Below are 12,944 nucleotides of genomic sequence, written 5' to 3' on the forward strand. Positions count from 1 at the left end.
GGGCTTTGGCCATGAACCTGACCGACATCACGCTTGAAGCATTGTGGCTAGTCCTGCTGCTTTCAGCTCCGCCGATTATCGCCGCGTCGGTGGTCGGCCTGATGGTCGCCGTGGTGCAAGCAGCCACACAGATCCAAGAGCAGACGCTCCAATTCACCCTGAAGTTCTTCGCAATCGTGCTGACCCTGTTCATCACTGCCAGTCTGATGGTTGGCAGCCTGTTCGCCTTTAGCGACAAGATTTTTAGCAATCTCAACGGGTTGGTTGGATGAGTGTTGGGGGCGCACTTGGCCAATCGCTGATTTCAGCCGCCCCTTGGACTGAGCAAGCGCTGCTGGTCGGTGCCGCATCTGCGCGGTTTGCCATGGCCTTCATCATGCTGCCTTTGTTTTCGCCGCAACTGATCCCGCCGCTGGTGCGCAATTCCCTGATCATCGCCTTTGGTTTGGTCGCTCTATCACTGCCTGTCTCCTTCTCGCCCAGCACCTTGACCGCAGCACAGTGGCTGGCGCTGTTCGGGCGCGAAGCGGCGGCAGGCGTTGTAATTGGTCTGTTCTACGCGACATTCCTCTGGGCCATGGCCTCAGCAGGCGAGATCATCGACAGCAAAACGGGCGCCACCATTGCGCAAGTCGTCGATCCTATTTCCGGGAACACGCAATCACTTTCCGCCACTCTGCTGGGTAGGTTTGCGCAAGTAACCTTCGTAACCGCCGGCGGCCTGACGCTGCTCATTGGAACCCTGATGATGAGCTATGCCCTTTGGCCAATGGGGCCGGGCGGGGTCGGGCTCGACATGTCATCAGTCATCCTGTTTGAGGGGGAGTTTGGCCGGTACTTTATGATTGCCTTCATTCTCGCTAGCCCTGCGCTTATGGTCTTGTTCATGATCGACCTTGGTATGGGATTGCTCAATCGCTTTGCGCAGAACTTCAACGTGTTCATGCTTTCACTCTCGATCAAAGCCACCGCTGCGATCTTTGTACTCGTCTTGATCTTGCCTTTACTCGGCAATCTGGTCGTGAACGATCTGATGTCGCGCGATGCCGTTGCGCAGGGCATGCTTGACCGCACAGGAACACCGCAGTGACACAGCGTCCCAACCATCCTGCGGCCGAGGGCCTTGCCACTCGCGCTAGCTCGCAAGGCAGTCCGCGGAGCGGCTCGGAGGTTGATACCGAATTGCTCGCGCTGATTGAGGAGATGCGCAGCGCCGCCAAGCGTGATCCATCGCGCAAGCGTGAGGTCACCGTAGGCGAGTTCCTGGTCGATGGAGCGCGTGTTCCACTGTCTCTGGTTGATCCATTGCAGCAGCTGACCCGTACCGAAGCCGCCGCCCTGAGGTTCGCAGGATGGGGACGCTCCAACGCTGACATTGCGACCTTGCTTGCGATTAGTGAGGGCACCGCCCGCACGCACCTAAACAGTGCGGTGCGCAAACTGGAGCTTGATGGGATGCGCGGGCTGGTCGCGCTCGCAGGCTTGCTGTTTCACCCGCTGGACTAGCGCCGAGATACGGCGAACCGCGCCAATCTATACGATCTGCAGATACTTCGGAACTTGATAACCCGGTACCGCTGACATCGAATGATTAATTCGGCGAAGGTGTTTGCTATGAATGGGATTACCAGCTCTGCACAGGGTTCGAGTAGCAACTTCGCAGAAGGCCTGCCGCCAAGCAGTTTTGAAACGCTTGACCGACTAGATGATGGGTTTGTCGCACCTCCGCCGGAGATGACCCGAAGCCAATGGCTCGAACAGGCGCGCAATAGCACCAATCCCGCAACGCAGGCGTATTTGAATGAGCTCATCACTTTGGCCGGTGGTCGCACGGATGACGCAGCTCTCAATCAGGTGATCGATCGCTTCCAGGCGCTACAAGCGGCGAGCACTGCTAGCGAATTGGCAGCAGCACAGCGCGGTTTCATCGATCAAATTGGCACAGCTCTGCAACGGTTAGACCCGCTTAACAATTTGCTGAACCTAGTCCAACCGCAGATCGCCGATATGGCTCGAACCGCAGGACTTGAGCAGACTGAATGGGGGGCCTCGCTTCAAGGTGTACTCGATAACCCCGGCACGCTCAGCGCATTTAACAATGGCTTGCGGCAAGGCATGTTGAACGGCGCAAAAGACTTAGTGGTAGGGACACTCGAGCTGGCCGGTAAAACGTTGCAATATGGCGCCGACAGCGGGGTCTTGGGTGATGCAGGTGACTGGCTGCGCGATAATGTTGGCGGCTTAGGTAGCGGCGCATTCGATGCCATTATACCATCGGCCGCGCGCGGAGAGGCGACCACCGCCACACTTGACCGCATGGGTTCAGTGATCGGCGACTATGCAAGCGCCGTGGCCGCTAATCCTGGCCGCTTAAAAACAGATATCGCCAATGCTCTGGATGCACAGTGGAGCAGTCTAAAAGATGCCCACGCCGCCGCCGCTGCGCTTGGACCGGAGGCGGAGGCGCAATGGTTTGGCGAAGCCATTGGCCGCGTCACCTTCGAGGTGGCTAGCACTTTCATACCGGTTGCAGGACAAGCGGGTAAAGCAAGCAAGGCCGCGAATGTCGCAGCAGATGTCGGCGATGTTGCAGTTGATGCGGCGCGTCTGGCGAACCGGACTGATGCAGCCGCAGATGGAGCGCGGCTCGCAGAGGGCGCTGACAATGTGCTGGACGCTGCGCGGGCCGCACGTGCAGGTCGGAGCATTGACCATGCATTTGGTTCAAACTCAGTAAGGTATACCTACGATTCCCAAGGACGATTGGCATCGGCGAAGGCTGAGCTAAGCGAAGTGTTCAGCGGGCTAGATCGGAGCAATGCAGAAACAGCCGCGCAGCGCGATGTTGCGCGCTTGGGTCAAACCGGCGACCACGGCGGCCATGCCGCTGGACATAGATTTTTGGGGGATCAAGGTGAACGGGCAATGTTCCCGCAAAACGGCACTCCGCGCGATGTTGTGATCGACGGACAGAATGTTCGTTTGAAAAATCTCAACAGCGGCGCATTTGCGAGATTAGAAAATGAAATCGCCGACTGGATTAACGCTGGCGGCAAAGTCGACTATGAGATCAATTTCTCTGACTTCGACGGTGTACGTCCGGGGCGGATCGAAGTAAGGTATAGCGTCCGCGACGCCGATGGAGACGTGATCTTTGAAAATAGCAAGGCATTCCGCAATGAAGCCGGTCAGAGTTTTGACCGCATTTCTGCTGCCGATATGCCTCAATATTTCGAGTGATCAAGAAGGAATTGAAGCGATGAATATTGAGGATTCGCAACTCGACCAATCGAATACTTATGTGAACGAAATTGCGCGTCTGTTGCTGCAAACTGAGCGTTTGAGCGATGATTGGGAAGCGGTTGCCTTGAGCGTCATTCTCGATGGCGAATCATACGATACTGCAGGTTTCAAGTATAAAGCGAATGGCAAAATTGTTCCGATTGCTCCCAATGAGTGGGAGTTCTACGAAAAGCTGATTGCCTACCGTGATTTTCAGGCCAAGCAGTCGGGCGATCCGGTGTGGAAGAGCTGCCTCATCCAAATTGATCGCGCATCCAACTCTTTTGAAATCCACGTTGAATATGACGATCCAATGCGTTGGAAAATCACGCCCAAAAATCTCGCCCAGATGCGAGATTCTCTGAGGCCTTAGGGACTGCATCGACCTGTGGCTCACAGGACATAGCGCGCTCCCTAAATTGTCAAAGGTTTGCTCGTTCGATTGAGGCACTGAAGCCATGCGCCTATCCGGGCCGGCTGTATGAGCGAGATTGCAACTCATAATTCGCCCACATGGGGCAAGGAACTGCGAGCGACCTTGCTGCTCGCGGGTCCACTTGCGGCTGCCAATCTCTTGCAGATGCTCACCTATGCTGTCGATGTAATCTTCATTGCCCGGCTCGGCGATGAACAGCTTGCGGCATCGGCGCTCGCCGTTTCATTGTTCGGGCTGGTGCTCTGGGCCATGACAGCTCTTACCGGCGCCGTTGCCCCGCTTATTGCCGAGGCCATTGGCGCACGCTCGCCATCTTTTCGGCCAGTCAGACGTTCCACAAGAATGGCCCTCTGGCTTGCGTTAATAACCGGCGCATTGGGCATGGGTATCTGCCTGCTGCTCGAGCCATTGATGCGGGTTACCGGCCAGCAATCATCAATAATCGCGCTCGCACGTGAATATAATGTCGTGATCATCTTTTCGATGATCCCAATGCTGTTGGCCGGCGTTTTGCGCTCCTATGTTTCGGCGCTTGGCCGTCCGATCTTTGCGACAGCAATTACCGGGCTTGGGGTTTTTGTGAACGCCGCCGCGAATTACGCCTTTATCTTCGGCAATTTCGGTGCCCCGGAGATGGGCCTGACAGGTGCAGCTGTCGCGACGATCATCACGTCACTCTTCACGCTTGCCATTTACGTCATCGTAATCCTCGGCGATCCCGCACTTGCCAAGTTTCGGATATTCTACCAATTCTGGAAACCAGACTGGCAACGGTTCTGGCAGATCATTCGGGTCGGTACACCTATCGCGTTTACCGTCACTGCAGAGGCCGGGATCTTTGGTGCTGCAGCATTCATGATGGGCCGCTTTGGTGCGGCAGAGCTTGCCGGTCATACGGTCGCCCTACAATTGGCTGCACTCGCTTTCCAGATACCCTTCGGGGTGGGGCAAGCGGTCACAATTCGCGTGGGCTATTTTTACGGGGCCCGCGACCCGCTAGGGGTGAAACGGGCGGGCTGGGTCGCACTCGCAATCGGCACAGGCTTTATGGCGCTCACTGCCAGCGCGATGGTCTTCGCGCCATATCTGCTGCTCTCGATCTATGTTGATCCATACGCGGCAAAGAATGCCGCTCTTGTCGGGTTTGCGCTCCAATATCTTGTACTAGCCGCCGCGTTTCAGCTGGTAGACGGGGTGCAAGCCGTGGCGGCAGGCGCGCTACGCGGATTGCAGGATACACGCGTGCCAATGTGGATCGCGATTTTCAGCTATTGGGTGCCCGGCATCGGGCTTTCTATCTGGCTGGGGTTCTTCACTTCGTTGGAGGGAGTTGGTGTCTGGATTGGACTTGCCGTCGGCTTGGCTTCCGCGGCGGTTCTTCTCACATGGCGCTGGATGCTGCGTGAAAAACTGAGCCTTACCCGGCACCCGATCTAATCTGGCGCGAGTTTCCGAAAAAAATATCGCGGGCAGAGTGTTGACTCATGCAGGCGCCACAACCACATGCCCCTCGCTGGCACTCTCAAGCGGAGAGTGCCAATCTATTTATCAACCTAAGAAGAAAGGTCATCATTATGGCATTTCGTCCGCTGCACGACCGCGTTGTCGTGCGCCGCATCGAAGCCGACCAGAAAACCGCTGGCGGCATCATCATCCCTGATAGCGCGCAAGAAAAACCAAGCGAAGGCGAAGTCGTCTCCGTTGGTGAAGGGGCTCGCGATGACAGCGGTGCGCGTATCGCGCTCGACGTCAAAGCTGGCGACCGCGTTCTGTTCGGCAAATGGTCCGGCACCGAAGTCAAGATCGACGGTGAAGACCTGCTGATCATGAAGGAAAGCGACATCATGGGCGTGATCGGCTGAGCCGAGCGATCCCAATAGCTTTTCAATCAATCCAATTTTTCAGGAGAAACAATCATGGCTGCTAAGGACGTAAAGTTCGGCCGCGATGCCCGTGAAGGCATCCTCAAGGGCGTAGACACGCTCGCCAACGCCGTAAAAGTGACGCTCGGCCCGAAGGGTCGCAACGTTGTCATCGACAAGAGCTTTGGCGCACCGCGCATCACCAAGGACGGCGTAACCGTCGCCAAGGAAATCGAACTTTCTGACAAGTTTGAAAACATGGGCGCGCAAATGCTCAAGGAAGTTGCGTCGAAGACCAACGACCTCGCCGGTGACGGCACGACCACTGCCACCGTATTGGGCCAGGCCATCATCCGCGAAGGCATGACCGCTGTTGCAGCTGGCATGAACCCGATGGATCTGAAGCGCGGTATCGACACCGCGACCACGAAGGTCGTCGAAAATCTCAAAGGCCGCTCGAAAGAAGTCGCTGGCTCATCTGAAGTTGCACAAGTTGGCGTGATCTCTGCCAATGGTGACAAGGAAGTTGGCGAGAAAATTGCCGAAGCCATGGAAAAGGTCGGCAAAGAAGGCGTCATCACGGTTGAGGAAGCCAAGGGCCTCGAATTCGAACTCGACGTGGTTGAGGGCATGCAGTTTGACCGCGGCTATCTGTCGCCGTACTTCATCACCAACCCGGACAAGATGACGGTTGAACTCGAAAACCCGTACATCCTGATCCACGAAGCCAAACTGTCGAACCTGCAAGCTATGCTGCCAGTGCTCGAAGCGGCTGTTCAAAGCGGCCGTCCGCTGCTGATCATCGCTGAAGACATCGAAGGCGAAGCGCTCGCGACCCTCGTGGTCAACAAGCTGCGCGGCGGCCTCAAGGTTGCAGCGGTCAAGGCTCCTGGTTTTGGCGATCGCCGCAAGGCAATGCTGCAAGACATCTCGATCCTTACCAAGGGCGAAATGGTCAGCGAAGATCTCGGCATCAAGCTAGAGAACGTCACACTCGGCATGCTGGGTGAAGCCAAGCGCGTCACCATCGACAAGGACAACACCACGATCGTCGACGGCGCTGGCGCTGAAGAAGACATCAAAGCCCGCGTCGGCGAGATCAAGGCTCAGATGGAAGCCACGACCAGCGATTATGACCGCGAGAAACTGCAAGAGCGTCTGGCGAAACTCGCTGGCGGTGTTGCTGTGATCAAGGTTGGCGGCGCTTCAGAAGTCGAAGTGAAGGAACGCAAGGACCGCGTTGATGACGCGCTCCACGCGACCCGCGCAGCTGTCGAAGAAGGCATCGTCCCTGGCGGCGGTACTGCACTGCTCTACGCCTCGAAGGTTCTCGAAGGCCTCAAGGGTGAAAACGACGACCAGACCCGCGGTATCGACATCGTGCGCCGCGCGATCTTGGCGCCGGTTCGTCAGATTGCTGCAAACGCTGGCCATGATGGCGCGGTTGTTTCTGGCAATCTGCTGCGTGAAGGCGATGAGACCCAAGGCTTCAACGCTGCGACCGATACCTATGAAAACCTTGTAGAAGCTGGCGTGATCGACCCGACCAAGGTTGTTCGCACCGCATTGCAGGACGCAGCTTCGGTTGCTGGACTGCTGATCACCACAGAAGCGGCGATCACCGACACTCCAGAAAAAGAAGGCGCTGGCGCCCCTGCAATGCCTGATATGGGCGGCATGGGCGGAATGGGAGGCATGGGCGGCTTCTAAGCCCTCATCCCCTTCTAAAGCTTACAGAAAGGCCCCGGTGGAGCGATCCGCCGGGGCTTTTTCGTTGTTACAATCGCAAATCGAACCTTTCCATTCGCTCAGGGTTAACGCATGGATAATGCGTAACTCAAACAATGACGGACCGTCTCGTGATGAAAAAATACGCTGCCCTACTCCTGGCCTCTGTTGCTGTGACCGGATGCGACATGATGAGCGCTCCTGTCCCAACCATCGAATGCGCCACCACGCAAACCGAATGCATCAACGCTTGGTTTGACGAGAAGTTTGAAGAAGAGCTGAAATTCAGCCCCATCCGGCAAACCGCGCTTGGCCGCAAAACGGATTACGACAAGATCGACGATCTGAGCCTCGCTGCACAAGCCGCTCAGATCGAATGGTGGCAGGCCGCAACCGCCGAGATGGAAGCAAACTTCGACTATGATGAGCTGTCCGACGAGGCCAAGCTGTCATGGGACATGTGGCAATTTCGCAAGGAGCAGGCCGAAGCAGCGGCCGAGTTTAACAGCCAAGAATACGTCCTCCACCAAATGAACGGCACGCACACCTCGCTGCCCAGCTTTGTGATCGGCCAGCATAAGGTCGAAGATGAAAGCGATATGACCGCATTCATCGCGCGGCTTGGCGGGATTGGCACAGCGATGGATCAATTACTGGAACGCGCGCAAGCCAATGCGGAGGCTGGCACCCGCCCTCCTCGCTTTTCCTATGACGCAGTCATCGCAGAATTGGGAAAGCTCATCAGCGGCGCACCGTTCGATGATGGTGAGCCATCGGCGCTGTGGGCGGCGAGTGAGGAGCGCCTCGCCAGTCTGGTTGAGGCAGGCACAATTACCGAAGAACGCGCCGGTGAATTGCGCGAGGAAGCCCGCACAGCCCTCACCGATCAGATGGCGCCTGCCTATCAGCGCGTGATCGATTGGTTCACCGAAGATCGCCCCAATGCTGATGAACAAGCACAAGGCGTTGGCGCCCTATCGGATGGTGCAGTTTTCTACAATTACCGCTTGGGGCTGATGACCACCACCGAACTGACGGCGGATGAAATTCACGAGACGGGTCTCGCCGAGGTCACCCGCATTCTCACCGAAATGGAGGCGATCAAGGATCAGGTTGAGTTCGATGGTGATCTTCAGGCGTTCTTCGCCTTCATGCGCGAAGACGACCAGTTCTATTATCCCAACACCGATGCGGGCGCACAGCAATATATTGATCAGGCTGAGGAACACCTCGCCTTCATCAAAACCAAATTGCCTGAGTTTTTTGGCACTCTGCCCAAGGCCGATCTGGTCGTGAAACGGGTTGAGCCTTTTCGCGAGCAAGATGGCGCGGCGCAGCACTACCGCGCCGGCACGCCCGATGGTTCGCGTCCCGGCGTCTATTATGCGCACCTTTCCGACATGCGCGCCATGCCGATCCCGCCGCTGGAAGTGATCGCCTATCATGAAGGCAATCCCGGTCACCACATGCAAAGTTCAATTGCGCAGGAACTGACGGGTATTCCAAAGTTCCGCGCACAAGGCGGCTATATCCCGGCATTCGGCGAAGGCTGGGCGCTCTATTCAGAGCTCCTCGCGAAGGAAATGGGCGCGTATGAAGACCCCTATTCTGACTTCGGCAGGCTGACGACAGAGATGTGGCGGGCGATCCGACTGGTCGTCGACACAGGCATCCATTCCAAAGGCTGGAGTGAACAGCAGGCGATCGATTACTTCCTAGAAAACTCGCCCATGCCAGAGACGACGGTGCGCTCCGAAGTGCGCCGCTACATCGTCATGCCGGGCCAAGCGACCGCTTACAAAATCGGTATGATCCGCATTCAGGAACTGCGCGCCAAAGCCGAGGAAGAACTAGGCGAGAGCTTCGACATCAGGGGTTTCCACGATACGGTTCTGGGCGGCGGCTCAGTACCGCTCAGCATTCTGGAAAAACGGGTTGATCAGTGGATCGCTCAATCAAAAGAGAGCTGAGCCCTCCGCGCTAAAATACAAAAGGGCGGGATGGCTTAATTGCCGTCCCGCCCTTTGTTTTGCTCGCACCAGATGTACGGCGATGCTGAGCGTTATCCGCCTCGGCGGCTGTTCGCTGCGGCTTCAATCACATCCGCATCCCAAGTGACTTCGGTTTGCGTCTGCGGGTTAAACCGGGTGTTGGCATAGCTTGCGGCTTCCGCTGCAGCAATTTCCTCAGTGGTGAGAAACTCGCTTGGCTCAAGTGCAAACACGTCGATGCCGCGAGTGATTTCGGTCCCATAAATCCGGCCATTGTACCAATAAGACGACCAGTAACCGCCGACGACCAATTGCTCGGCATCAATCGGGCCGCGATCGAAATAAGCGATCTCAACCGGGTTTGAGCTGTCGGTGAAATCCATCACACTGATCCCGCCCTGATACCAGGATTGAACGAACAGATCGCGGCCCGGCACCGGAATGATCGAGCCGTTGTGCGCGACGCAGTTTTCCTTGTCGCCCTGCGGCGCAGGCATCTTGTAGTGGCTGCGGAATTCTAGCTTGCCCTCGGCGATATCGTAGATCGCATTCGCGCCCCACGTCATCGGGTCGGATGCGCGGCAACGTGCGCGGCCGCCGCCGCCCCATTCATCGGTGAAGATCACTTTCGTGCCGTCATTGTTGAACGTCGCGGAGTGCCAATATGCAAAGCCTTTATCGAATACGGCATCGATCCGCACCGGGTTCATGGGATCGGAAATGTCGAACAAGATACCATTGCCGGAGCATGCACCCGCGGCGATATTCTTGCTCGGGAAAACCGTGATATCGTGGCATTCGTCGGTCGGACGTGTATCCTGCGTGCCCTCACCACTGTCACCGCCGGTCCAAAGGCCTGCGATGCTGCCGGTTTCGGGGTCAGCAAAGACGCGCGGTGATTTTACGATGCGCGACTGAGATGGATCAGCCAGCGGAATTTCGATCACGTCGATGCTGAACAGGGCCGTTCGCGTATCACCAGCGATGTCGCCAACGCATCCGGCCAGCTCATCTTCTTCCCGAATGCTGGACGTGCCAGAGTTGTAGACGATGATTTTCGTGTCATCTGCGCTGACGATGGAGTGCGTGTGGCTGCCCCGGCAGGTTTGCACGCCCCCGACTTGGCGCGGGCGGGTCAGATCTGAAATGTCAAAAATGCGCAGGCCGCGAAAACGGTCTTCACTCACGTCTTCAGCAACGCCCTGCAGACCGCAATCGACGCGGCCCCGGGTTTGCTCGACGCTCATAACCAAGATATCGCCGACAACCGAGACATCCCCTTGGCCGCCTGGACAGACGACCGAGCTCATCAGATTGGGTGCGCCATCCTCGCTCAGCTTGTAGATGTTGAAACCGTGGTAGCTGCCAGCGACCATGATATCGTCGAAGAAGGCCATGTCGGTGTTGGCGAAATCGAGCAGAGGCGAACGCTCAGCAAACTTGGTGAGGTCTTCTTCCTCTTCGCGAAGCGGCGTGTCCTCAGCAAGCTCAGCGTCTTCTGCAGGCTCAGCCGCGTCCACTGCCTCTTCCGCTTTGTCCTCTTCCTCATCAGGAATTGCAGGCCGCAAATCGGCGGGGTTAGCCGGATCGAAGAAGCCAGCCGGTTTGGAAAGGCTCGCGACCTTGCGCAGGTTGAGAATTGCTTCACCGGCATCGGCAAAGCCAGCTTTCAAAGTTGCGCGCGGGTCAGCGGAGAGGCTGGCCAAAACGGTGTTCATCTTATCGATTTCGCTGGTCTGGTCGGCGTCCACATCGCCTGCGAATTTGAACAAGACAGGGTCAGCTGCACTGCCCGGCTGGCCGAGCAATTCTTCGACCATGTCGATTGCGCCTTCGTGGTGAGCAATCATCAGTGTCAGGAACAGGCGATCAAATTCAACGCCAGAAGCCGCCGCCAAAGCAGCCATTTGTTCCGGACTGGCCATGCCAGCCATCATATGGTGCATGTGCGCCGCATGGCCCGCATGGCCCGGTATTTGCGTTGCCTCGCCGCGATCCTTCAGCCAGCCTTCCATGAATTCAATTTCGTCGGCTTGGCTGGCTTCGATCCGGCCAGCGAGTGCCACCACTTCTTCGCGGTTCGTCCGGTCTTTCACCAAGACCGCCATATCGACCGCCTGTTGGTGGTGCACAATCATGCCCTGCATGAAGGCAACATCGGCTGGGGAATGGGTGGTTGCGGCAATCTGGGTTGCTTCATCGGCGCTCAGCACGCGGCCTTCTTGGCCAGGTGCGCCAGGCTGCACAATCGGGGCGTTTTGCGCGAGTGCGAGGCTGGACGTTCCGAGCAAAAGCCCGGTAATCGCGAAGCTTGAGGTTTTGACGATCTGTTTGGTTCGAATCATTAGAAATTTACCCTGTTCCAAAGCTTGACGATCACCCTGCAGGGGCGCTCGCTACAGTCAAGATCAATCAGCGCGCTGCCAAACTCAAATGCGACAAGCCGTAACGCTAAATTACTCCATGGCTTGATAACCTGCACGGGCTGCGCTGGTGTCCAGCGAATCCGGTCGCTTGCGACACACCGTTCATCGCGAGCGATGAAACTAAAGCTTGCCGCGGCGAATCGCTCATTGTTAAGCCTCCGATAACCCTAGTTGAGTACATTCGCTTCATGTTCAAACGTCGTCTCGCACCACTTTTCGCAGGCTTAGCAGCCACCCTTCTGATCTCCAGTCCAGCATCCGCGCAAGGCAATGAGCTGCTTGCCAGCTTTGACAATGCGCTGGGAACGGATGTTCGCGACCCGCAAAGTTTTGAGGCCGTCTATGCCTCTGGCTTTGAGCAGCGGATTGCTGAGCTCGCCGATGGCGACAAGGGCCGCATCGGCGTCGCCGCGGTTGATCTCACGACAGGTGATCAGCTCTATGTTCTGGGTGACCAACTGTTCCCGATGGCATCGACCAGCAAGATTGCGGTTGCCGGCGCCTATCTCGAGATGGTGGAGCAAGGACGCTATTCGCTGACAAGCGAGTTTCCGCTGCTCATTCCGATCCGTTCGGCCAAATATTCAAGCGCAGCTGCTCCCGTGCGCAAAGGCAATTATATGCAGGCGATTGATCTCATCGAGATCATGATCACGCGCTCCAGCAATCCAGCAACCGATGCTTTGCTTGCGGCAGTCGGCGGCCCAGAGCGGGTCAATGACTGGGTGCGCCGCCAAGGTATTGAGAATTTCAGCATCGACCGTGATATCGCGACCCTGGTCCGCGATGATGGGGAATATGATCCCGCCGCTTGGATCGATCCGAGGGATTCGGCGACACCCAAAGCGATGATACAATTGCTCCAAGGTCTGTATCGTGGCGACTTTTTATCTGCGCAAAGCCGCCGTGTCCTGCTGAGCGCGATGAGCCGCACTCGCACGGGCAAGCGCCGCATTGTGGCAAACATGCCTGCGGATGCACGGGTCAGCCACAAGACAGGCTCGCTCAACAACACATCCAGCGATATTGGAATTATCGAAGCACCTGATGGACGGGCGATTGCCGTCGCTATCTATGTCACAGGACAAGGATCACGTTTGGCTCGCGAACGGCGGATCGCCGCAATCGCGCGCGCGCTCTATGACGGCTTCGGAGCCAAAGCGCGCAATCAGCCAAATTGGACAAACGCTCCGCACAGCGGCGGCTAAACCAAGAAGGT

Annotated in this window: 11 protein-coding genes; 10 read left to right on the plus strand and 1 reads right to left on the minus strand. The window is 57.1% G+C overall.

Annotated elements, in window-relative coordinates:
- Nucleotides 1-11 precede the first annotated feature (11 nt).
- The 9 genes from sctS (at nt 12) to AC0V6V_RS07405 (ending at nt 9,278) form a co-directional block, all read left to right on the plus strand.
- A complete protein-coding gene (gene sctS / locus AC0V6V_RS07365) occupies nt 12-272 on the plus strand; it encodes a type III secretion system export apparatus subunit SctS (protein ID WP_472640431.1) in 261 nt (86 codons plus the stop codon).
- A complete protein-coding gene (gene sctT, locus AC0V6V_RS07370) occupies nt 269-1,090 on the plus strand; it encodes a type III secretion system export apparatus subunit SctT (protein ID WP_486164774.1) in 822 nt (273 codons plus the stop codon). Before sctS ends, sctT begins: the two co-directional genes overlap by 4 nt.
- Nucleotides 1,087-1,506, plus strand: coding sequence for a helix-turn-helix transcriptional regulator (locus tag AC0V6V_RS07375; protein WP_486164775.1), 420 nt, complete (start codon nt 1,087-1,089; stop codon nt 1,504-1,506). The genes sctT and AC0V6V_RS07375 overlap by 4 nt, the downstream gene beginning before the upstream one ends.
- Nucleotides 1,507-1,614: 108 nt before the next feature.
- Entirely contained in the window at nt 1,615-3,240 is a 1,626-nt protein-coding gene (locus AC0V6V_RS07380; protein WP_486164776.1) for a DNA/RNA non-specific endonuclease, read from the plus strand.
- 19 nt (nt 3,241-3,259) lie between these two features.
- Nucleotides 3,260-3,655 carry a hypothetical protein gene (locus AC0V6V_RS07385; protein WP_486164777.1) on the plus strand — a complete coding sequence of 132 codons (396 nt, stop codon included), beginning with the start codon at nt 3,260-3,262 and terminating at the stop codon, nt 3,653-3,655.
- Between the two features lie 108 nt (nt 3,656-3,763).
- Entirely contained in the window at nt 3,764-5,155 is a 1,392-nt protein-coding gene (locus AC0V6V_RS07390; protein WP_486166271.1) for an MATE family efflux transporter, read from the plus strand.
- Between the two features lie 137 nt (nt 5,156-5,292).
- Nucleotides 5,293-5,580: a co-chaperone GroES gene (gene groES, locus AC0V6V_RS07395; protein WP_472643550.1), complete on the plus strand. Its 288-nt coding sequence runs from the start codon at nt 5,293-5,295 to the stop codon at nt 5,578-5,580.
- 54 nt (nt 5,581-5,634) lie between these two features.
- Nucleotides 5,635-7,290, plus strand: coding sequence for a chaperonin GroEL (groL, locus tag AC0V6V_RS07400; protein ID WP_486164779.1), 1,656 nt, complete (start codon nt 5,635-5,637; stop codon nt 7,288-7,290).
- A 152-nt stretch (nt 7,291-7,442) separates the two neighbouring features.
- Complete coding sequence (locus tag AC0V6V_RS07405) at nt 7,443-9,278, plus strand: DUF885 domain-containing protein (RefSeq protein ID WP_486166272.1); 1,836 nt, start codon at nt 7,443-7,445, stop codon at nt 9,276-9,278.
- A 92-nt stretch (nt 9,279-9,370) separates the two neighbouring features.
- Here AC0V6V_RS07405 and AC0V6V_RS07410 read toward each other — a convergent pair whose 3' ends face one another.
- Entirely contained in the window at nt 9,371-11,644 is a 2,274-nt protein-coding gene (locus AC0V6V_RS07410) for a DUF305 domain-containing protein (protein WP_486164781.1), read from the minus strand.
- 269 nt (nt 11,645-11,913) lie between these two features.
- Between AC0V6V_RS07410 and AC0V6V_RS07415 the strand changes: the two genes are divergently transcribed.
- Nucleotides 11,914-12,933 (plus strand): serine hydrolase, encoded by a 1,020-nt coding sequence (locus tag AC0V6V_RS07415; RefSeq protein ID WP_486164782.1) that lies wholly within the window; start codon nt 11,914-11,916, stop codon nt 12,931-12,933.
- Nucleotides 12,934-12,944: the final 11 nt, after the last annotated feature.

The organism is Erythrobacter sp. S249, from assembly GCF_057364975.1.

Bases quoted from the DNA above. Each gene is read 5' to 3' on its own strand.
- AC0V6V_RS07385 (WP_486164777.1), top strand. From the start codon at position 3,260: ATGAATATTGAGGATTCGCAACTCGACCAATCGAATACTTATGTGAAC.
- groES (WP_472643550.1), top strand. From the start codon at position 5,293: ATGGCATTTCGTCCGCTGCACGACCGCGTTGTCGTGCGCCGCATCGAA.
- sctT (WP_486164774.1), top strand. From the start codon at position 269: ATGAGTGTTGGGGGCGCACTTGGCCAATCGCTGATTTCAGCCGCCCCT.
- AC0V6V_RS07415 (WP_486164782.1), top strand. From the start codon at position 11,914: ATGTTCAAACGTCGTCTCGCACCACTTTTCGCAGGCTTAGCAGCCACC.
- AC0V6V_RS07410 (WP_486164781.1), bottom strand. From the start codon at position 11,644: ATGATTCGAACCAAACAGATCGTCAAAACCTCAAGCTTCGCGATTACC.
- groL (WP_486164779.1), top strand. From the start codon at position 5,635: ATGGCTGCTAAGGACGTAAAGTTCGGCCGCGATGCCCGTGAAGGCATC.
- AC0V6V_RS07380 (WP_486164776.1), top strand. From the start codon at position 1,615: ATGAATGGGATTACCAGCTCTGCACAGGGTTCGAGTAGCAACTTCGCA.
- sctS (WP_472640431.1), top strand. From the start codon at position 12: ATGAACCTGACCGACATCACGCTTGAAGCATTGTGGCTAGTCCTGCTG.
- AC0V6V_RS07390 (WP_486166271.1), top strand. From the start codon at position 3,764: ATGAGCGAGATTGCAACTCATAATTCGCCCACATGGGGCAAGGAACTG.
- AC0V6V_RS07405 (WP_486166272.1), top strand. From the start codon at position 7,443: ATGAAAAAATACGCTGCCCTACTCCTGGCCTCTGTTGCTGTGACCGGA.